The sequence below is a fragment of the Janthinobacterium sp. GW823-FHT06H09 genome (assembly GCF_058794735.1).
The window spans coordinates 46722-67982 of sequence record NZ_JBXAHC010000007.1; the positions used below are offsets into that span (position 1 = coordinate 46722).

General features: G+C 63.4%; 13 protein-coding genes. 10 read left to right on the top strand and 3 right to left on the bottom strand.

Features of this window, described 5'->3' with window-relative positions:
* Positions 1–57: 57 nt before the first annotated feature.
* From AC1Q6X_RS13235 to AC1Q6X_RS13250, 4 genes are all read left to right on the top strand, one after another.
* Complete coding sequence (locus AC1Q6X_RS13235) at positions 58–4785, top strand: NAD-glutamate dehydrogenase domain-containing protein (RefSeq protein WP_492497493.1); 4728 nt, start codon at positions 58–60, stop codon at positions 4783–4785.
* Positions 4785–5798 carry a succinylglutamate desuccinylase gene (locus AC1Q6X_RS13240; RefSeq protein WP_492497495.1) on the top strand — a complete coding sequence of 338 codons (1014 nt, stop codon included), beginning with the start codon at positions 4785–4787 and terminating at the stop codon, positions 5796–5798. The genes AC1Q6X_RS13235 and AC1Q6X_RS13240 overlap by 1 nt, the downstream gene beginning before the upstream one ends.
* Positions 5799–5943: 145 nt before the next feature.
* The gene (locus AC1Q6X_RS13245) at positions 5944–6918 is read left to right on the top strand and encodes a DUF2167 domain-containing protein (RefSeq protein WP_492497497.1); all 975 of its coding nucleotides are present in this window, start codon (positions 5944–5946) and stop codon (positions 6916–6918) included.
* 99 nt (positions 6919–7017) lie between these two features.
* Positions 7018–7527, top strand: coding sequence for a DUF1993 domain-containing protein (locus AC1Q6X_RS13250; RefSeq protein WP_230501688.1), 510 nt, complete (start codon positions 7018–7020; stop codon positions 7525–7527).
* 6 nt (positions 7528–7533) lie between these two features.
* Here the strand turns inward: AC1Q6X_RS13250 and AC1Q6X_RS13255 are convergent, their stop codons facing one another.
* Positions 7534–8079, bottom strand: coding sequence for a glycine zipper 2TM domain-containing protein (locus AC1Q6X_RS13255; RefSeq protein ID WP_070220660.1), 546 nt, complete (start codon positions 8077–8079; stop codon positions 7534–7536).
* A 162-nt stretch (positions 8080–8241) separates the two neighbouring features.
* On the opposite strand from AC1Q6X_RS13255, the gene AC1Q6X_RS13260 reads away from it, so the two are divergent.
* The 6 genes from AC1Q6X_RS13260 (at position 8242) to AC1Q6X_RS13285 (ending at position 17303) form a co-directional block, all read left to right on the top strand.
* Complete coding sequence (locus AC1Q6X_RS13260) at positions 8242–9354, top strand: NADH:flavin oxidoreductase/NADH oxidase (RefSeq protein ID WP_492497500.1); 1113 nt, start codon at positions 8242–8244, stop codon at positions 9352–9354.
* A 153-nt stretch (positions 9355–9507) separates the two neighbouring features.
* Positions 9508–11091 carry an ATP-binding cassette domain-containing protein gene (locus AC1Q6X_RS13265; RefSeq protein WP_492497502.1) on the top strand — a complete coding sequence of 528 codons (1584 nt, stop codon included), beginning with the start codon at positions 9508–9510 and terminating at the stop codon, positions 11089–11091.
* A 254-nt stretch (positions 11092–11345) separates the two neighbouring features.
* On the top strand, positions 11346–11804 hold the full coding sequence (locus AC1Q6X_RS13270; RefSeq protein WP_058048365.1) for a RidA family protein: 459 nt from the start codon (positions 11346–11348) through the stop codon (positions 11802–11804).
* A 129-nt stretch (positions 11805–11933) separates the two neighbouring features.
* The gene (locus tag AC1Q6X_RS13275) at positions 11934–13364 is read left to right on the top strand and encodes an amino acid permease (RefSeq protein ID WP_121670632.1); all 1431 of its coding nucleotides are present in this window, start codon (positions 11934–11936) and stop codon (positions 13362–13364) included.
* Between the two features lie 449 nt (positions 13365–13813).
* Positions 13814–15286, top strand: a complete 1473-nt coding sequence (locus AC1Q6X_RS13280; protein ID WP_492497504.1) for an amino acid permease — start codon at positions 13814–13816, stop codon at positions 15284–15286.
* Positions 15287–15353: 67 nt separating this feature from the next.
* A complete protein-coding gene (locus AC1Q6X_RS13285; protein WP_492497506.1) occupies positions 15354–17303 on the top strand; it encodes a S9 family peptidase in 1950 nt (649 codons plus the stop codon).
* Positions 17304–17314: 11 nt separating this feature from the next.
* Here the strand turns inward: AC1Q6X_RS13285 and AC1Q6X_RS13290 are convergent, their stop codons facing one another.
* Positions 17315–19465, bottom strand: a complete 2151-nt coding sequence (locus AC1Q6X_RS13290) for an FUSC family protein (protein ID WP_492497508.1) — start codon at positions 19463–19465, stop codon at positions 17315–17317.
* 90 nt (positions 19466–19555) lie between these two features.
* The gene (locus AC1Q6X_RS13295; protein WP_492497510.1) at positions 19556–21244 is read right to left on the bottom strand and encodes a M14 family zinc carboxypeptidase; all 1689 of its coding nucleotides are present in this window, start codon (positions 21242–21244) and stop codon (positions 19556–19558) included.
* Between the last annotated feature and the right edge of the window lie 17 nt (positions 21245–21261).

The following is a 21261-nucleotide window of genomic DNA, read 5'->3' on the forward strand; positions in this document are numbered from 1 at the left end:
AGCCACAAGCCCGAACGACAGCGTTGGACATTCACATTACCGTAATGGAGATGCAAGATGAATCACACGCCACAAGATTTGCGTACACAAACGCTGGAGCTGATTAACGCGGCAGGCAATGCGGGCAAGGCGGCAGCGCCTGTCGTGCAGCTGGTGCAGGCATGGCTCGACTCGCTCGACGCCGAAGACCTGGCTGACATCGCGCCCGGCAGCCTGGCGCCCGTGCTGGTCGACGGCTTCACGCAAGCGGCCAAGCGCACCGGCAGCGGCTGTCAAATCGCCACCCTGCGTTATGCGGATGGCCGTGGCGGCATGGCGAGCGCCTTGCTGATCCTGAACGAAGACATGCCTTACCTGGTCGACTCCATCGTTATGGCCATGCGCCGCCAGCACCTGGCCGTGCGCGGCGTGATGAATACCGTGCTGCCGGTGCGCCGCGCTCTTGATGGCAGCGTCGAAGCGGTGCGCCAGCCGGGCGATCCGCTCGAATCGTATGTGCTGGTGCTGCTCGACGAAGAGCTGGCGCCGGAAGCCCTGGCCGCGCTGGTCGCCGCCCTGGAGACGGTCGCGCGTGACGCTGCCGTCGTGCGCCGCGATGCCGCCGCCATGAGCGAGCGCCTGGCCGCCGTCGCCACGGCCGCAGCGCAGCATGGCGAAGAGGGCGCGGAAGTGGCCGCCTTCCTGGAATGGGCCCGCAGCGGCGGCTTTGAAGTGTTCGGCTATGCCTACTACCGCGTCAAGCCGGGCGTGCGCGAACTGGAACGCGACATCCCGAGCCGTGTCGGCGTGCTGCAGGATACGGCGCACCCGGTCTACGGCACCTGCCTGGCGAATATCCCCGGCGACTTCGACACCCTGGCCAAGCGCGACTCGGCGCTGTCCATCGTCAAGGCCGACGTGGCGGGCACTTTGCACCGCGACCAGCAGCTCGACTTCATCGGCGTGCGCGACATGGATGCGCAAGGCGCGATCCTGGGCGAGCATTGCTTCGTCGGCCTGTTCACCCGTGCCGGCAATTCCACCCCGCTGGCGGCGCTGCCGTTTGCGCGCGGCCGCGTGGCCAAGGTACTGAGCCTGGCCGGCGTGCGCCAGCAAGGCTTCCGTGCCGAGAAATTCCGCGAAATCCTCGAATCGCTGCCGCGCACGGAAGCGCTGGAAGCGGACCTCGACTGGCTGGCGCAAGTGTGCGGTTCCGTCGTTTCGCTGTACAAGCAGCCGCGCACCAAGGTCTTCGCGCGCCGCGACGTGTACGCGCGCCACCTGAACGTGCTGGTCTACCTGCCGCGCGAGCGCTACAGCGCCAGCGTCGCATCGAGCCTGGCAAAAGCCCTGCAAGCCAGTTCCGGCGCCACGCACGTGAGCACGCAGACCCTGGTGGCCGACGGCCCGCTGGCGCGCGTCTACCTGATCGCCCACGCCGCGCGCTACCCGCTGGACCTGGAAACGGATATCGAACAGCCGCTGCTGGGCGTGCTCGATGGCTGGCATAACGGCTTTGCCGCCGTGGCCGACGCCGTGCCCGACGTGGCCCTGCGCACCAGCCTGCGCAAACTCTGCGCCACGTTACCGCTCGATTACGTGGCCGCCACCGCGCCGGCCGTCGCCTTCCGCGACCTCGACACCATCCTGCGCAATACCGATCCGGCGCACGTGGCGGTGCGCATCGAGACGGGCTTTGTGACCACGATTCGCCTGTACTCGGCCAACAAGGTGCCGCCGCTGTCGACCATCCTGCCGGCACTGCACAATGCGGGCGTGGCCATCGACCGCGAACAGGCGTATTCGGTTTCGCTGTCCGACGGCACGCGCTATTTCGTCACCAGCCTGACGGTCGATGCCGCCAGCGCGGCGAAACTGGCGCAGCCATCCGTCGTCGCCGTGGCGCAGGAACTGTTTGCCGCCCTGTTCAACGACACGGCCGAAGATGGCCGCCTGAATGGCCTCGTCATCGAAGGCGGCTTGTCGACGCGCGAAGTGCAGCTGGTGCGCGCCTACACCAGCTACTGGCGCCAGACGGGCAGCCGCTTCTCGGTGCGCTACATCGCCGAGAGCCTGCGCAAACAGCCGGCCCAGGTCAAAGCCCTGGTCGAAGCCTTCCTGCAGCGCTTCGACCCAGCGCTGTCCGATGCGCAGCACGCGGCCGCCCTGGAGGCAATCGCCGCCATCAAGGCGGGCCTGCCATCCGTGAACCATGCCGATACCGAGGAAATTCTCGGCGCGCTGGCCGACCTGATGGCAGCCACCCTGCGCACCAGCTACTTCCAGAACAACCAACAAGGCGACAAGATCATCTTCAAGTTCGACACCAGCAGCCTGGCGCTGGTGCCGGAACCGCGTCCTTACCGCGAGATATTTGTGTTCTCGCGCCGCTTCGAAGGCGTGCACCTTCGCGGCGGCCCTGTCGCCCGCGGCGGCTTGCGCTGGTCCGACCGCATGGAAGACTACCGCACCGAAGTGCTGGGCCTCGTCAAGGCGCAGATGGTCAAGAACGCCGTCATCGTGCCGGCCGGCGCGAAGGGCGGCTTTGTCTGCAAGATGATGCCGAAGGACGCCGTGCGCGAAACCATCGCGGCCGAAGGCGAAGCCGTCTACCGCCTGTTCATTTCCAGCCTGCTGGAAGTGACGGACAACCGTTCGCTGGGCAATATCGTCCCGCCAGTCGATACCGTCTGCTTCGACGACGCCGACCCGTACCTGGTGGTCGCTGCCGACAAGGGCACGGCCACGTTCTCGGACATCGCCAACGGCATCGCCGTGCAGCGCGGTTTCTGGCTCGGCGACGCGTTCGCCTCGGGCGGCTCGAACGGCTACGACCACAAGAAACTGGGCATCACGGCCAAGGGCGCATTCGAAGCCGTGAAGCGCCACTTCTATGAAATGGACCACGACCTGAACACCACCCCGATCACCATGGTCGGCGTGGGCGACATGTCGGGCGACGTGTTCGGCAACGGCGTATTGTTGTCGCGCCAGCTGAAACTGGTGGCCGCATTCGACCACCGTCATATCTTCCTCGACCCGACACCGGATGTCGCCGTCTCGTTCGAGGAACGCGCGCGCCTGTTCGCCTTGCCGCGCTCGTCGTGGGACGACTACAACAAGGACTTGATCTCGGTAGGCGGCGGCGTGTATCCGCGTTCCGCCCGCACGATCGAACTGTCGCCGCAGATCCGCGCCGCGCTCGATATCGCCGAGACCTCGCTGGCGCCGGAAGAACTGATGCACCGCATCCTGAAATCCCCGGTGGACCTGTTCTACAACGGCGGTATCGGCACCTACATCAAGGCCTCGACCGAGACGCACGCACAGGTGAAGGACCGCGCGAATGACCATATCCGCGTCAATGGCAATGAGCTGCGCGTCAAGGTCGTGGCCGAAGGCGGCAACCTCGGTGCGACGCAAGCGGGCCGCATCGAGTTCGCGCTGGCGGGCGGACGCATCTTCACCGATGCGATCGACAATTCGGCCGGCGTCGATTGCTCGGACCATGAAGTGAACGTGAAAATCTGGCTGGACGTGGAAGTCAATGCGGGCAAGCTGACGGAAGCGGAACGCAACCGCGAGCTGTATGCGATGACGGACGACGTCGAGCGCCTGGTCTTGCGCGACAACACGCAGCAGACGCATTTGCTGGTGCGCGAGCTGCAGGCGCAAGGCGAGAACGCCGTGCAGGATGGCTATGCCGCCCTGATCGCCAGCCTGGAAGAAGAGGGCGCCCTGTCGCGCGAACTGGAGCAACTGCCGTCGGTGGCCGAACTGGCGCGTCGCAAGGCAGATGGCCGGGGCCTGACCACGCCGGAACTGGCGGTGGTGATCGCCAACGTGAAGAACCGTTTCAAGCGCATCCTGTCCGCCCTGCCGCTGACGGACGAAACGTGGGCCGAGCCGGTGCTCAAACCGTACTTCCCATCCTTGCTGGTGGCAACCCGTTCGGCGCTCGACCACCCGCTGGCCAACGCCATCCTGGCGACCGTGCTGGCCAATGAAGTGATCAACCGCTGCGGCCCGCTGATGATCCGCAACCTGGCGGCGGAACACGGCGTGGACGAGTCGGCCGTGATCCTGGCCTGGGGTCAGGCATGGGTGGCGCTGAACCTGGCGCCCGTGTTCGACGCGCTCGATGCGGATGCCCTGACGGTGCCGCGCGACGTGTCGATCAAGGTCGATGCGCAAACGCGCGTGCTGCAGCAAACGATGATCGCCGGCGTGCTGTCCGTGCCGGCCGAGCAGTTGCGCGGCGCGGGACTGGCCGAACTGACGCGTTTATTCGGCGCGGAATCGAAGCGCGAGCTGCTCAAAGCCGTCGGCATCAAGTCGGAAGCGGCGCTGGTGCCGGGCTTGACGCCGGCCTTCGTGCAGGCGTGGGATGCGGTCGATGCGCTGGAAGTCGTCGCCGGCTTCCTGTTCCCGGCCCTGTCCGTGCCGCGTCCTGCCTCGATGGACCTGGCCGCGTTCCTGCAAGTGGGCCTTGCCCTGCGCAGCCAGGCGGGCATCGACACCTTGGAGCGTGGCCTGAAGCTGGCTGCGCAAGGCAAGTCGCAGGAACAGTTGCGCAACTATGCGCAGCAAGCCCTGCGCCGCACGCAACAGCGTCTGCTGACGCAGGTGCTGGCGCGCGCCGAGCAAGGCAATGCAGGCCAGGCCGTCGATGCGGTGACGGGCGCGCTGGGCCTGTCGGCCTATGTGGCGGCGACGGAACTGGAGCAAGCCATGCTGGACGTGTGGACCTTGTCGGAAGCCGTGAATAAAATCACGGCGAAAACCCCAGCGGAAGCGGCGGTGTAATGACGCAAGATGCAACACAGCTAGTAGAGGGCGCTGGCGGCTTGCCGCCGGCCGTGCAGGCGCTGGCGCAGGCCGATTTCAGCGGTGTGGCCCAGCTGTTCGCCGACGCCGGTTTCACGGTGGCCTTGCCGGCGCCCGGCATGCTGCAAGTGGTCAAACCGGGAGCAGGCCGCGCCAGCGTGGCCGTCTCGGTGGGCGTGCATGGCGACGAGACGGGGCCGATCGAAGTGCTCGCGCATCTGCTCGACGCCCTGTCGCGCGATGCGTCGCAGCTGGCCGTCGATTTGCTCGTCTGCGTGGGCAATGTCGACGCGATCCGGGCCGGCAAGCGTTTCATCGACGCCGACCTCAATCGCATGTTTCGCCCCGTGCGGGGCAGCCTGGCGCAAGCGGCGGAAAGCGCGCGCGCCGATGAAATGATCGCCGCGACCAAAGCGTTCTTTGACGCGGCCGGTCCCGCGCGCTGGCACCTGGATTTGCACACGGCCATCCGGCCTTCCGTGTACCCCACGTTTGCCATCGTGCCGGACCTGGTGGCCGAAGACGCCAAGGCGCAGCTGATCGATTGGCTGGGCCAGGCGGCCATCGGCGCCATCATCATGAACCCGCAGTCTGCCGGCACCTACAGTTATTATTCGGCCGAGCATTGCGGCGCGGCCGCCAGCACGGTGGAGCTGGGCCGCGTGGGCACCCTGGGGCAGAACGATTTATCGCTGTTCGACGACGTGTCGCGGGCGCTGGACGGCCTGTTGCGCGGCCTGCCTGCGCAGCCCGTCAAGGCGCAACCGCACGTGTTCAAGGTGGCGCAGGAAATCATCAAGCACAGCGAGGAGTTCCGCATGGCCTTCGATCGCGGCACGCAGAATTTCACCTCCCTGCCGCAGCACGCCGTGATCGCCAGCGATGGCGACCACGTCTACACGGTGCAGCACGCGGAAGAGCTGGTGGTGTTCCCGAACCCCGATGTGCGCGTGGGCTTGCGCGCCGGTTTGATGGTGGTGCGCGTGGCTTGATCGTCCAGTCCTCACACAGCATTTGGCGCCAGCCGGGGAAACTCGCCTGGCGCTTTTTTCATAAAAAATGCCGCACAGAAATAATTATCCATTAAGCAATTGATTGGTTTAAAATATTTACCCTTTGCAATTTTTTGGACCAATCATGTTGAAACGCCTGCTGACAGCCTTGCTGTGCCTGACCCTCTCCGGCCTCACGGCTGCCGCCCCTGCCGATGAGAAGGCGGCCGCACCGGAAATGACGGCCGAGCAATTCCTCGCCCAGCTGCACCTGCAGCGCGGCAAGATCACCTTGCCGGGCGGCATCGCCACCCTGGATTTGCCCGCCAACTTCCGTTACCTGTCGCCGACGGACGCCGAGCGCGTGCTGGTCGATGCCTGGGGTAATCCACCTGGCATGGAATCGCTGGGCATGATCGTGCCCGCCAAGACCAGCGTGCTCGAGCGCGATAGCTGGGGCGTGATCGTCACGTATGAAAAGGAAGGGCACATCAAGGATGACGATGCGGACAGCATCAAATACGACGAATTGCTCAAGGATATGCAGGCGTCCGTGCTGGAAAACAATGCGGAGCGCAAGAAGCAGGGCTATCCCGGCATCCATTTGATGGGTTGGGCGGAAAAACCCAGCTATGCCAAGGATACGCACAAGCTGTACTGGGCCAAGGATTTGATGGTCGATGGCGGCGAGCACTCGCTGAACTACAACGTGCGCGTGCTGGGGCGCGAAGGCGTACTGAACCTGAACGCGATCGCCAGCATGCAGCAGATCGAAGCGATCAAGAAAGAGATGCAGCAAGTGACGGCGTTCACGGAATTTACCGACGGTAACCGCTACACGGATTTCGACAGCAAGACGGACAAGGTGGCCGAATACGGCCTGGCGGCGCTGGTGGCCGGTGGCGTGGCCAGCAAGCTGGGCCTGTTCGGCAAACTGCTGGCGCTGCTGCTGGCCTTCAAGAAAGTGCTGATCCTGGCCGTGGTCGGCGCCGGTGCGGCCATCGTCAAGTTTTTCGGCGGCAAGCGCAAGGACAAGCCGCAGCCGCAGCCAGCACCGCAGCTGGAACCTGCGGAACAGCCCGGTCATGCGCCCGATGGCAAGGTGAATCTGGAAAAGTAGGATGAACTGAGCCGCTCGGTGCGCCGGCGCACATGCGCGCCCTGTCCGAAAACAGCGCCTCGGGTACACTGACTCATCGTTCACTATCAGGAGTCAGTCATGTCCGTGTCCATGTATCAGGCAACCATCCCCGTCTTCATCCGCGGCTTGCGGGTCGTCTCGGCCCTGCTGGAAAAAGCGCAAGCGCATGTCGAGGAAGACGGCATCGTGCCCGAGATTTTGCTGGGCGCGCAGCTGGCGCCCGACATGCTGGACTTGACGGCGCAGGTGCAGCGCGCCAGCGATACGTCGAAGATGTCGGTCGAACGCCTGAGCGGCGTGCCGGCGCCGAAGTTCGAGGATAATGAAGCGTCGTTCGAGCAGTTACAGGAACGCATCTCCAACACCATCGCCTATATCGACAGCGTCAATGCGGGCCAGATGGCGGGCAGCGCGCAGAAGGAAGTGGTGCTGAACTGGACTGACGAGGGGACAAAATTCTCGGGCGACGATTACCTGCTCAGCTTTGCCTTGCCGAATTTCTATTTCCACGTCTCCATGGTCCACGCCATCCTGCGCAACAATGGCGTGGCCGTGGGCAAGCTCGATTATCTTGGCCCGTACGACTGAGACTGATTATTGCTGCGGTTGCTGCTGAACCTGGTTTTGCACCGCATTGCCCAGCATGCCGCCGCCGATCACGCCGGCCACCGTCGCCAGCGCCTTGCCGCGGCCGCCACCGACCTGATTGCCGATCAAGCCGCCGATGACGGCGCCCGTGCCGATGCCCACGTAGTTGGGCTGGGCGGGCGCAGGCACCGGTTGCGGCTGGCGGACCGGTTCGCGGTAGGCCGTCTCGCGGTAGCCGTCATTGTTGTCACGGTAGGCAGGACGGGCCTGCGCCACTTGCGTGTGGTGCACGACGCGCTTGTGCACGACGGGTGCCGGCGCCGGAGCGGGGGCGGCTTGTGCCACCACGGGAGCGGCCACGGGCGCTGCCAGGGCTGCCGCGTTGGCCGGCGTCATGGCGGCCACGTCGGCAGGCACGGCTGGCACGTTCGCCCGCGAATTGGGCAGGATGCCGGCGATGGACGCCGCGCCCACTAGGCACAGGACCGTCACGGAAATGGCGGCGCCGGCCATCAAGGGGTGGATGCGGCTGGCGGTGGTCGTCGTGTTCATGTGTTCTCCTGGGTGTGGTATTGCGGGTGTTGTTGATGTGTCCAGATTAGCGGCCCCGCCTGCCCAAGGCTAGCCCTTGCGCTGTATCAAACGTAAGCAGGTGTAAGCCGTACTTTCCAAAGCACAGTAGAATCGGTGCTTCCCCTTTTCCGAAAGTCCGCCATGAGCCAGCTATTCACGCCGTTTGCATTGGGGCCGCTGCACGTGGCCAACCGCATCGCCATTGCGCCCATGTGCCAGTACTCGGCCGACAACGGCAACGCCACCGACTGGCACATGATCCACCTGGGCCAGTTGGCCCTGTCCGGCGCGGGGCTGCTGATGACGGAAGCGACGGCCGTCTCGCCCGAGGGACGCATCTCGGCCGACGACCTGGGCCTGTGGTCGGACGCGAATCAAACCGCGCTGGCCAAGGTGGTGCAGGCGATCCGCCGCCACGCGCCGATCCCGCTGGTGGTGCAGCTGGGCCATGCGGGACGCAAGGCATCGAGCCGTGCGCCGTGGCAGGGCGGCACCTGCGTGCATCTGGCCGAGGGCGGCTGGCAAACGGTGGCGCCGTCGGCCATCGCCCACGCGCCGGGTGAAACGGTGCCGCTCGCCCTCGACGAGATGGGCTTGCTGCAGATCAAGGGAGCGTTTGTCGCCGCGGCCCAGCGCGTGCATGCGCTCGGCATCGAGGGCATCGAATTGCATGCGGCGCACGGTTATCTGCTGCACCAATTCCTGTCGCCCCTGTCCAACCAGCGCAGCGATGCGTATGGCGGCAGCCTGGACAATCGCATGCGCTTTCCGCTGGAAGTCTATGAAGCCGTGCGCGCCGCCGTGCCGGCCAGCATGGCCGTGGGCGTGCGCCTTTCCGCCACCGACTGGGTCGAGGGCGGATGGGAAATCGAACAAAGCGTGCGTTTCGCGCAGGAACTCAAGCAGTTGGGCGCCGATTTCATCCATGTCTCCAGCGGCGGCATTTCGCCGCAGCAGCAGATTCCCGTGGGACCCGGCTACCAGGTGGCGTTTGCCGAACGCATCAAGCGCGACAGCGGCTTGCCGACAATCAGCGTGGGTTTGATTACGGAAGCGCAGCAGGCCGAAGACATCATCGCCAATGGCCAGTCCGATATGGTGGCGCTGGCGCGCGCCATCCTGTTCGATCCCCGCTGGCCCTGGCATGCGGCGGCCCAGCTGGGCGCGCAAGTGTCGGCGCCGCCGCAGTACTGGCGCTCGCAGCCGCGTGAGTTCAAGAACCTGTTCGGCGACACGACTCTGGGCCAGCGCTAACGTGTCTCGTCTGCTACACTGACGCTTCTTTCCCATTTCTCCAGGACGCTTCGACATGCGCCATTGATACTGCCGTGCTGTGCACGGCCTCGCCCATCCCGCCAGCGCGCCATTGTGCCGCGCGGGTTCGCCAGCCTTGCTCAAGGAGTATCCATGCCCGCATTACTACAACTCGACCGTCTTTCCTTTGTGCTGCCCGATGGCCGCGCCCTGTTTTCCGATCTGCAATTTTCTTTTGCCCCGCAACGTATCGGCCTCGTCGGCGATAACGGCGTGGGCAAGAGCGTGCTCGCGCGCCTGCTGGCAGGCCGGGCGCAGCCGTCTTCTGGCGCCGTGCGCTGTGACGGCAGCGTGCATTACGTGGCGCAGGAGCTCGATCCGGAGCGCTATCGCACGGTGGCGGCGCTGGCCGGCATGGACGACTTGCTGGCCGCGCTGGCGCGCATCGCCGCCGGCAGCATCGACGAGGCCGACTATGCACTGGTGGGCGAACGCTGGGATGCCCAGGCCCGATTGCGCCAGGCGCTTGATGCGCTCGATTTGCGCCATGTCGATGCCGATACATCAACGGCCAGCCTGAGCGGCGGCGAACGCCAGCGCATCGCGCTGCAGGGCGCCTGGCTGTCGCAGGCGGACTGGCTGGTGCTCGATGAACCGAGCAACCACCTTGACACGCGGCAGCGCGCCCGCCTGGTGGCGCAGATGGCGCGCTGGCCGGGCGGCTTGCTGCTGATCAGCCATGACCGCGGCTTGCTCGAGCACGTCGATGCAATCGCCGAGCTGTCGCCGCAGGGCTTGCGCAGCTATGGCGGCAATTACGCGCTGTATGCGCAGCAGCGCGCGCTGGAACAGGCCGGTTTTGCTGCGGCCCTGCAGGCGGAAAAGGCTGGTGCCCGACGCGAACAGCGTGAAGCGCAACAGCACGCCGAGCGCCAGCAGCGCCGAGTCGGACGCGGCGAGAGGGAAGGGCGCGAAGGCAACCAGAGCAAGCTGCTGCTCGACGCGAAAAAGGAGAAAAGCCAGGATAGCCAGGGCAAGCTGCGCGTGCGAGCGCAAGAGGCGCAGCAGGCGCGCCAGCAGCGCGTGATGGATGCCAGCGCCCGCTGTGCGCCCGAGGCCGAACGGCTGCTGCTGGCGCCCGAGAGCGCCGTGCCGAACGGCAAGCTGATCCTGGAGCTGCGCGAGCTGGTCTTGCCGCATGGCCAGGCGCAGCCTGTGAACCTGGTCTTGAGCGGGCCGCGCCGCCTGGCCGTGACGGGCGACAATGGCAGCGGCAAGTCGACCCTGCTGCGCGTGATCGCCGGACAACTGGCGCCCGCCAGCGGCGAGCCGCGCTGCCATGCGCAGGTGGCCTGGCTGGACCAGCATGCTGGGCTGCAAGACGGCGAGTGCAGCGCCGTGCAACGCTTGCAGGCACGCAACAGTATCTTGCCGGAAGGCGAGCTGCGCACGCGGCTGGCGCTGCTGGGCATTGCCGGCGCGCGCGCCACCATGCCCAGCCGTTTGCTCAGCGGCGGCGAGCGCATGAAGGTGGCGCTGGCGGCCGAGCTGTATGCGCAGGCGCCGCCGCAACTGCTGCTGCTCGACGAACCGGACAATCATCTGGACCTGGCCAGCCTGCAGGCGCTGGAGCAGATGCTGCTGCAATACCAGGGGGCGTTACTTGTGGTTTCGCACGACCAGGCATTTTTGGAGGCAATAAATCTTGACCCCGAGGGCTTGACATTGCACAAGTGACAATTTAATGAAAAAAGTCACGCTCGATGCCTGTAGAGCATGCTTCATGAACCGATGCTGAATTTTGTTTGATTGTCGGTATAATCCACTGAATAACCGGGCCTATTTGTGAACTAAAACTGCTGGTTCACCAATATGATGACGTTTAATCTGGCACTGTTGTCGGTCACTACCGCGCTGCCAGGGCGTCATCCTGCGTGCCCTGCCGTGCATGAATTTTGGTTTCGCTTATATTGTTTTCTTGGAGAAATAGCATGTCGTTTTACGAAAAAATCAAAGCCCTCAACATTGAATTGCCAGTCGTCGCCGCCCCAGCTGCCGCCTACGTGATGCATGCCCGCACGGGCAACACCGTCTTCCTGTCCGGCCACCTGGCCAAGAAGGATGGCAAGGTCTGGGTTGGCCAACTGGGCAAGGACGTCACCACGGAAGAAGGCAAGATCGCTGCGCGCGGCATCGCCATCGAACTGATCGCCACCCTGCAAGATGCATGCGGCGGCGACTTGAACAAGGTCAAGCGCATCGTCAAGGTCATGAGCCTGGTCAATTCCACCTCCGAATTCACGGAACAGCACCTGGTGACCAATGGCGCCTCGGAACTGTTCGTCGAAGTCTTCGGCGATAGCGGCAAGCACGCCCGCTCCGCCTTTGGCGTGGCGCAAATCCCGCTGGGTGCTTGCGTCGAGATCGAGCTGATCGCCGAACTGGCCTGACGCAGTAGCCTGAACACATGAGCATGCCGGCGATTGCCGCCGGCTAGCCCTTTCCTCCTTTCCAGCAAGAGCGGAACCGCCATTGGGGTGGAGGGATCGGTGTATTCAAGAAAAAAACGGAGACACGTAATGAAAACGAGTGAACAAGGCTTGCACCGCGGCCTGGGCGAGCGGCAAATCCGCCTGATGGCGCTGGGCGCCGCGATTGGCGTGGGCCTGTTTTTGGGTTCCGGCAACGCCATCAAGATGGCCGGTCCCGGCATCATGCTGTCGTACATCATCGGTGGCGCGGTCATCTTCATGATCATGCGCGCGCTGGGCGAAATGGCCGTGCACAACCCGGTTGCCGGTTCCTTCAGCCGCTATGCCCAGGATTACCTGGGCCCCCTGCAAGGCTATCTGACGGGCTGGAACTACTGGTTCCTGTGGCTGGTCACGTGTGTGGCGGAAATTACCGCCGTCGCCATTTACATGGGCATCTGGTTCCCCGACGTGCCGCGCTGGATCTGGGCCCTGGCGGCCCTCGGTTCCATGGGCGCCATCAACCTGCTGGCCGTGAAAGCCTACGGCGAGTTCGAATTCTGGTTCGCCCTGATCAAGGTCGTCACCATCATCCTGATGATTGTCGGCGGCACGGGCATGATCGTCTTCGGTCTCGGCAACGGCGGCGTGGCCATCGGCATCTCGAACCTGTGGACGCATGGCGGCTTCTTCCCGAATGGCGCGCAAGGCGTGCTGATGTCCTTGCAGATGGTGATGTTTGCCTACCTGGGCGTGGAAATGATCGGCCTGACGGCCGGCGAAGCGGCGAACCCGAAGAAATCGATTCCCGACGCCATCAATTCCGTGTTCTGGCGCATCCTGATTTTCTATGTCGGCGCGCTGTTCGTCATCCTGTCGATCTACCCATGGAATGAAATCGGCACCACCGGCAGTCCCTTCGTCATGACGTTCGAACGCCTGGGCATCAAAACGGCCGCCGGCATCATCAACTTCGTCGTGCTGACGGCAGCCTTGTCGTCGTGCAATGGCGGTATCTTCAGCACGGGCCGCATGCTGTACAACCTGGCGCTGCAAGGCCAGGCCCCGAAGGCGTTTGCGGAAACGACGGCCAGCGGCGTGCCGCGCCGCGCCATCCTCGTGTCCGTCGTGGCGCTGTTGCTGGGCGTGCTGCTGAACTACATGGTGCCGGAGAAAGTGTTTATCTGGGTTACCTCGATCTCGACCTTCGGCGCCGTCTGGACCTGGGGCGTGATCCTGGTCACGCAGATTCAGTTCCGCAAGACCTTGACGCCGCTGGAAATCAAGAACCTGGCCTTCCGCATGCCGTTCGCGCCGTATGGTTCCTGGATTTCGCTGGCGTTCCTGGCGCTGGTGATCGGCCTGATGGCGTATTTCCCCGATACGCGCATCGCCCTGATGGTGGGACCGGCCTGGCTGATCCTGCTGACGGTGCTGTACTACGTGCTGGGCCTGGCGCCCAAGGACAAGCGTGATGACGTGCCGCAAGGCTACGAAGCGGGTTGGCCAGCGGCCGATGCGCCACACATCAAGAAGTAAGCCAGCGTCGTTGAGCTGAGCCGGAAGCGCGCCCCTGCACCCGCAGCGGCGCGCTTTTTATTTCATATTGACAATCCCACGCCCCGCTAGCGTCCATGCGCGTTTCGCGGCGCACGCCTGGCGTTGTTTCCTTACATCAAAGTTCTGTTTAGCTGAGCCGGTGAAAGCCCTATAATCGCTTAGTTTTGAAAATGGACGCGATCTTTCCGGTTTTTTGCCAGGTAAGTAATCGCCAGGAAATTATTGTGAATTTATAGCAAACAGAAGTGGATGTGATGCAAGGCGCCCGGCGCGACGCAGTGCGAGCACTGCTAGCGATGGGTAACGCAGCAGCGCGCCACTTATGGAAGCTAGAAAACACAAGAATTTATTGGGGGTTACTCAAGGCCGGAGCGCTATTTGTTTTTACCCGTCGTACGAAAATACGTATGCCTCATAAAGGAAGTCTAGTGAGCCAAACCCTGGTCCAGAAACTCTGCCGCACCAAGCCGATCGATACCACGGTCGAATATGGTGAAGGCCTCAGCAGCAGCGGCTTGAGCCGCTCCATCGGCCTGTTTTCCCTCACCATGATCGGCGTCGGCGCCACCATCGGCACGGGCATCTTCTTTACCATGGTCGAGGCCGTGCCCAAGGCGGGCCCCTCGGTCGTCCTGTCTTTCCTGATCGCCGCCATCACGGCTGGCTTGACGGCCTTGTGTTATGCGGAATTGTCGTTCCGCATCCCCGCCTCCGGCTCCTCGTATTCGTTTGCCTACGCCACCGTGGGTGAGTTTCTTGCCTTCATCATGGCCGCCTGTCTGCTGCTCGAATACGGCTTGGCGGGCAGTGCCGTGGCCATCGGCTGGTCGTCCTACCTGAATAACTTCCTGGAAAACGCGTTTGGCTGGCATATTCCCGAGATGCTGCGCACGCCGATGATCGTTTCCGGCCCGCATGGCATGGAGTTTCACTCTGGCCACATCAACCTGCCGCCCATCTTTTTGATCTGCATGTGCGGCTTTTTGCTGCTGCGCGGCGCCAAGGAATCGGCGCTGATGAACGCCATCATGGTCATCATCAAGCTGTCCATCCTCGTATTCTTCATTGCCATTGCCTTTTCCGGTTTCAATGCAGACAACTTCGTGCCCTTCTTCAATACCGACAATAGCAAGGGCTTTGCCGGCATGACGGGCGTCACCGCTGCTGCCGGCACCGTCTTCTTCTCCTTCATCGGCCTCGATACGGTGGCGACGGCGGGCGACGAAGTGAAAGACCCCAAGCGCAATGTGCCGCGCGGCATCCTGTATGGCTTGCTGATCGTCACCGTGTTTTATTTGCTGGTCGCCGTGGCCGCCCTCGGTGCGCAACAGGCGAAATTGTTCGAAGGCCAGGAAGCGGGCCTGGCGGTGATTTTGCAAAACGTGACGGGCAAGACCTGGCCCGCGCTGGTGCTGTCGGCCGGCGCCGTCATTTCCGTCTTCAGCGTGACCCTGGTGACGATCTATGGCCAGACGCGCATCCTGTTTGCCGTCAGCCGCGACGGCCTGATCCCGAAATCGTTCCAGAAGATCCACCCGCGCACCCTGGTACCGGTCAGCAATACCATCATCGTCTGCCTGGTTGTGGCTCTGGTGGCCGGTTCCGTCGATGCGACTTACCTGTGGGACATGGTCAGCATCGGCACCCTGACGGCGTTCATGGTGGTCTCGATCGCCGTGCCCGTACTGCGCCACAAGCAGGGCGCCAACCGCATCGAAGGCTTCAGCGTGCCGTTCGGGCCGTACGTGATTCCCGGCCTGAGCGTACTCGCCTGCCTGTACATCATGCGCGATTTGCCGCATACGACGTTTGTCGTGTTTAGTATCTGGATGGCGGTCACGGTGGCCATTTACTTCCTGTACAGCATGCGGCATTCGCACCTGGGCAGGAAGACCCGCTAATGCAGTCTGTTCCATCCAAAACCGCCGCGCTTGCCGGCGGTTTTTTTTATTTCTAACCGGAATTTACATGATGAAAATAACTGATCTGGCCGCCTGCGGCTTGCTGGCAAGCAGCTTTCTGGGAACCATGGCGCAAGCCGCGCCTGCCAGCGGGCCGGCATTGCGCGATTACCGCGCCGTGGCCCTGTCGGCCAATGGCCAGCGCATCGCCGCCATCGAGTCGAGCAAGGCGGGTGAACAGCCGCAGCGCCCGCACGCGGCCATCGTTGTGCGCGACGCCGCCAACGGCGCCATCGTGCAGCAATTCGACCCGTGCGCCGTGTGTTCCTACGACAAGCCCAGCTGGTCGCCCGATGGCCGGCAACTGGCCTTTGTCGGCTACGATGCCAAGGCGGGCACGGCGCAGCTGTACCTGGCCACGATGACGCAGGCACAGGCGCGCATGTTGACCAGCATCAAGGGCGTGGCCAGCACGGCGCGCTGGTCGCCGGACGGCAAGCAACTGGCGCTGCTGGCCACGGTGGGCGCGCGCAAGCTGGCCGGCGCCGTGGAGGCGGGCGCGCGTCAGGTGGGCGAAGTGGGCAGCGAAGACGATGCCCAGCGCATCGCCGTCGTGCCGGCCAGCGGCGGCGAACCGCGCCTGCTGTCACCCGCCGATACCTATGTGTATGAATACAACTGGACGCCCGATGGCCGCGGCTTTGTTGCTACCAGCGCGCAGGGCAATGGCGACAGCAACTGGTGGGTTGCCAAACTCAGCCATATTGACGGGGACACGGGCGCCCTGCGCGTGATTGCGTCGCCGGCCATGCAGCTGAACCTGCCGTCCGTCTCGCCGGATGGCAAGACGGTGGCCTTCATTGGCGGCCTGATGAGCGATTTCGGCTCCATCGGCGGCGATATCTATACCGTGCCGCTGGCCGGCGGCACGCCGCGCAATCTCACGCCCGATTACCGCGGCACCTTCAATGGCGTCGTCTGGCGCGGCGCCGGCTTGCTGGCGACGGCCCTGATCGATTCGCAGCTGGCGCTGGTGCCCGTCGATGCGCAAACGGGGCCGGCCCAGCCCGTGCTGCTCGGTGAGATCAGCAGCGGCGGCAGCGATGGCCGTCTGTCCTTCAGCGCCGATGGTTTGCAGGCCGCTGCCGCGCAGGAAGACTTTACCCATGCCAGCTACCTGGTGGCGGGGCCGGTGGGCCAGCTGAAAAAGATAACGCGCGACAATGACGGCTTTGCGCCGCAGTTGACGGTGCAGAACGTGGGCTGGAACAACGAGCAATACAAGGTGCAAGGCTGGCTGCTGGGGCCGTTGAAGACGGACGCAGGCAAGCGCTACCCGATGATCGTCAACGTGCATGGCGGGCCCGGCGCGGCCGCCTCGCCCCGTTACGTGGCGGCGAGCACCCTGATCCACGAATTGACGCAAAAAGGCTATTTCGTCTTCCTGCCCAATCCGCGCGGCAGCTTTGGCCAGGGCCAGGCTTTTACACGCGCCAACATGGCGGACTTTGGCGGCGGCGACTGGCGCGACATTCTCACCGGCATCGATGCCGTGCAAAAAGTGGCGCCCGTCGACGGCCAGCGCCTGGGCCTGATCGGCCACTCGTATGGCGGCTTCATGACCATGTGGGGCGTCACGCACAGCGACCGCTTCAAGGCGGCGGTGGCGGGGGCGGGCGTATCGAACTGGATCAGTTATTACGGCCAGAACGGCATCAACCAGTGGATGATCCCCTTCTTTGGCGCCTCCGCCTATGACAACCCGGCCGTCTACCGCAAGGCTTCGCCCATCGAATCGATCAAGGCGGCGAAGACGCCGACCTTGATTTACGTGGGCGAGCGCGACGTGGAAACGCCGGCCGTCCAGTCGCTGGAATTCTGGCACGGCTTGCGGGCCATGGGCGTGCCGTCCAGCCTGTTCATCTACGACGGCGAAGGCCATTCCTTCCGCAAGCTCGAGCACCAGCGCGACTTGCAGAAACGTACTATCGGCTGGTTTGAACGTTATCTGAAATAAATCGCTGGGGTTTAGCGTGGTGACACGATATGCACGATCGCCGCGCTATGCACCACGATCTTGTCCGCATCCGCCTGCAACAGGCGAATACGGCGCTGCACCAGCGGCCAGCCCGACCAGGCCACGTCGCTGACGGGCGGCGCGGCAGGGGCGGCCAGCGGCGCGCTGATGGCGGCCTTGTCATCGAGCTGCTCCAGCGCGCGCGACAGGGTCAGGCACACTTGCGTGTGGCTATGGCCGAGTAGGGCGTTGACGGGCGTGACGGGCAGCTGGCTGGCGTGGCGCCCGAGGATCGAGCGCAGGGCCGCCACGTGGGCCACCAATAAGTAGTTTTGCACGATGAACAGGTTGATGTCTTCCACGGCCCGCTGCTTGCTGGCCGGTTCATCGAGCATGCGCACCAGCGCCGAGCTGAGCGCGGCCAGGCTGTCCATCAAGCGCTTGCGTTCGATGCGGTAGGCGAAATCATCGAAGCATTTTCCCTGCAGCAGCGCGAAGCTGGCTTGCATATAGCTGAGGTTCACATTCAGTACCTGGCGCACGAGGCGCGGCAGGCTCTGGTATTCCCAATTGGCCAGCACGAAGCTGAAGACGGTGGCCACCGCCGCGCCGATCAGGGTGTCGATCAGGCGCTCGCTGACGAGGTTCGGGTTGCTGGGCGCCACCAGGTGCATTTGCAGCAAGATCATCAGGCTCACGGCAATGGCCGTGTAGCGGTAACGCAGATAGATGAAGGTGGGCGTGGCCACGATGGAGAGGAACAAGATGGCCATCAGCACGATATTGCTGTGCACGAAGCGGATCACGATGGCCGTGATGATGCAGCCGATGATGGTGCCGATGATGCGGTCGGCGCGGCGCTGGCGCGTCATGCTGAAGGTGGGGCGCAGGATGATGACGATGGTCAGGACGATCCAGTAGCTGTGCGCCGCATACGGCAGCCAGTGGCCGATCAGTAATCCCACCGAGATGGCCATGGACACGCGCAGGGCGAAGCGGAACACGGGCGAATCCAGGCGCAGATTCGATAGCAGGGTCTTCAGTTCGTATTTCTGCTGCGACAAAAACGGCGCCATGTCCGCACCGCTCCAGAATGGCACGTCGGCATAGACTTTTTGCGTGGCCAGATGCAGCTCGGCGATCATTTTCAAAATGGCGCGGATCTTGTTGCGCTGCGCGCGCAGGGTGGCCAGCGCTTCCTGCGCACCGTCGCCTTTTGCATGCAGGCGAGCGATTTCCGCTTCGATCTCGGCCCATTCCCTGTCGTAGCTGATCTGCGCATACGAGGCGCGCTTGCGCGTGACGGCATACGCCACGGCTTCGATGTCGCGCGCCGCCTTGTAGGCCAGGTCATGCAAGGATTTCAAGACGTCGGAGTCGGCCAGGTGCTGGCGCAGCAGCGCGTAATCCGTGTGCGTGGAGAGGATCAGTTCATACAAATCGAGCATGCACACGTGCACCTGTACGACGATGGCGTCCTTGCTGTTCTTGTGGCTGCGCAGAATCAGGTCGCGCGACGCCTGCTGGCGGTCGGCCAGAATGCTTTGATGGCGCACCAGCTTGTTGAACTGTTCCGTCAAATTGAAACGCGTGTCGTAGAAATCGGCCTTGATGTCGATGTAGGCGGCTAACTCGAACAGGGCTTCGGCCAGTACTTGCTGCTTGATGCGGTGGCGCAAGACCCAGGCGATGGCCATGGCATAGGCCAGATAGATCAAGCCGCCCAGCATGAACAGGCCCGCATGGTGAAACGATTGCTGCCACGTCATCTGGTGCTCCATCGACATGGTCATGATGAACAGGGCGGCCAGTTGCAAGGGCATGGATTTCTTGCCGTACACCACCATCATGCTGGCAAGAAAGCTGACCACCACGAGCACCGTCATCAGCAGCCACTGCACGGGACCGCACAGGCTGATCAATAAAGTGACGGCGCTGCACAGCAGCACCGAGGCCAGCATTTCGTTGAACTTGTGGCGCAGGGGGCTGGGCATGTCCATCAGGGTCGTGCACAGGGCGCCGATGCACACTGTCATGGCGGTGGCGCTGTCGCTGATTTCCAGGGTCAGCAAGGTCAGGCCGACCAGGCCGATGGCCACGCGCAAGCCCAGGTAAAAATAATGGCTGTAGATAAAGGTGCGCAGGTTCAGTGCGTAGTGCATGGGATTACCTTGTGGGCAGGGCACAGAAAGAGGCGCCGCACCGGGGTCTCCGATGCGGCGCCAGGATGTTGCATTCGCTACAGCCTTGATTTACATCAGGGCAATGACAGGATAGCGCCGCCATTCAGGCTCGGCAAAGCGCTGGCAGTGTTCAAAAATGAAGTCGAGCACGGCTTCCTGATTGCTCAGCAAGGCCGGATTCGCTGCCTTCCACTCGGCAAATTTAGCGGCCAGCGCAGGCTCATCGCGCAGCAGTTCCGACGCCATGTCTTCGAACACGTAATCGGAAAACGCTTCTTTCTTCTCCAGCACGCTGTTGAAGAAGCCCCAGCGGAAGAAGCTGTCGTGTGCCTGCGGTTCCAGCGTTTCCACGGCGTAGCGGGCGTTGTCCTGCTCCAGGCTGATCACATAGTCGCCCGCCTGCACGGTGAACTGGCCCGTGCGCGCTTCCAGTTCCACTGTGTCGTGGAACATGTGGCCTTCGTAGGCCGTGGCCCGCGTGCCGACGTCGGTGATGTGGTAGTAGCGCGCCGTTACCGTCTGTTCGGTGGTGATTCGGCTCATTTCGACGCCGTTCCAGCGCAGCCGTTCGATGACTTCGCGCCACGCTTGCGGCACGATATAGGCTTTTGGCGCGGCCACGGTGACGTCCGCATCGAAGCGGTTGTAGTAGGCGATGTCGCGCTCCCACGGCTGCGAGCGGTCGTACGACAGGCGCTGGTAGTTGCCCAGCAGACTCGGCGTGTATTGCGCTGCATAGCCCTTGAAGGGGAAGGTCGACGGTTGCTCTTCATTCATGGCCCAGTGGATGGGCCATGCGGCTTGCGTGCGGCCCGCTGCCTTGGCTTGCGCGCGCAGTTGCTTGATCTGTTCGCCGTGTTTGACCGTGAACGCCATGCAGATGTCGAGCAGGGCGCGCATGGATGCGTAGCGGTCGGCAAACGGTTTCAGCATGTGCGTTTCCGGCATGAAACCAATGACGTGATGCAGGGCCGCAAAGCCCGTCGAGAAACGGGGTACTTCGAGGAATTCGGCAATGCCGTGGTCGGGGCTGTCCTTGACGGGATTCACATAAGGGCAGGTGGGCCAGCCTGCTTGTTCCATCTGCGCAAAGATATGCGGCAGCATGGTGTCTTGCAGGAAGGGGCCGAGGCCATTGCCCAGCTTATCCGTCTGCGTGTGGATCAGGGTCATCGTGTACGGGTAGTCGGCGCCGTTCGACGTGTGGGTGTCGACCATCACGTCCGGGTCCCAGCTGGCCAGCAGGCGGTTGAACACTTGCGCGTTCAGGCTGTCGCACTTGATGAAATCGCGGTTCAAGTCCAGGTGGCGGCTATTGCCGCGGAAACCGAATTGCTCCGGGCCATCCTGGTTCACGCGCGACGTGTTGGCGCGGTTCAGACTGCCATCGACGTTGTAGATCGGAATGAACAGCAGCACGGTGCTGCCCAGCGCCGCCAGGCGTTCCGGCTGCGTGCACAGGTCGCGCACGATGGCCATGCAGGCGTCGATGCCTTCCGGTTCGCCCGGGTGGATGCCGTTGTTGTTGAAGAACACGGTGCGGCCCGCGCGCTTGATCTGTTCGCGGTCGAATACGCCGTCCGCGCTGATGACGCCAGCATGGAGGGGCACGCCCGAATCGGACAGGCCGATCTGTTCGAAGTGCAGCACCTGCGGGTAGCGTGCGGCGAGATCTTGATAGAAGGTGATGCATTCCAGCCAGGTCGTGGTCTGGTTGTGGTTACCGAGTTCGTAGGTCGTGCGCAAGTCTGGTGGCATAGCGGTCTGAGTCTGGG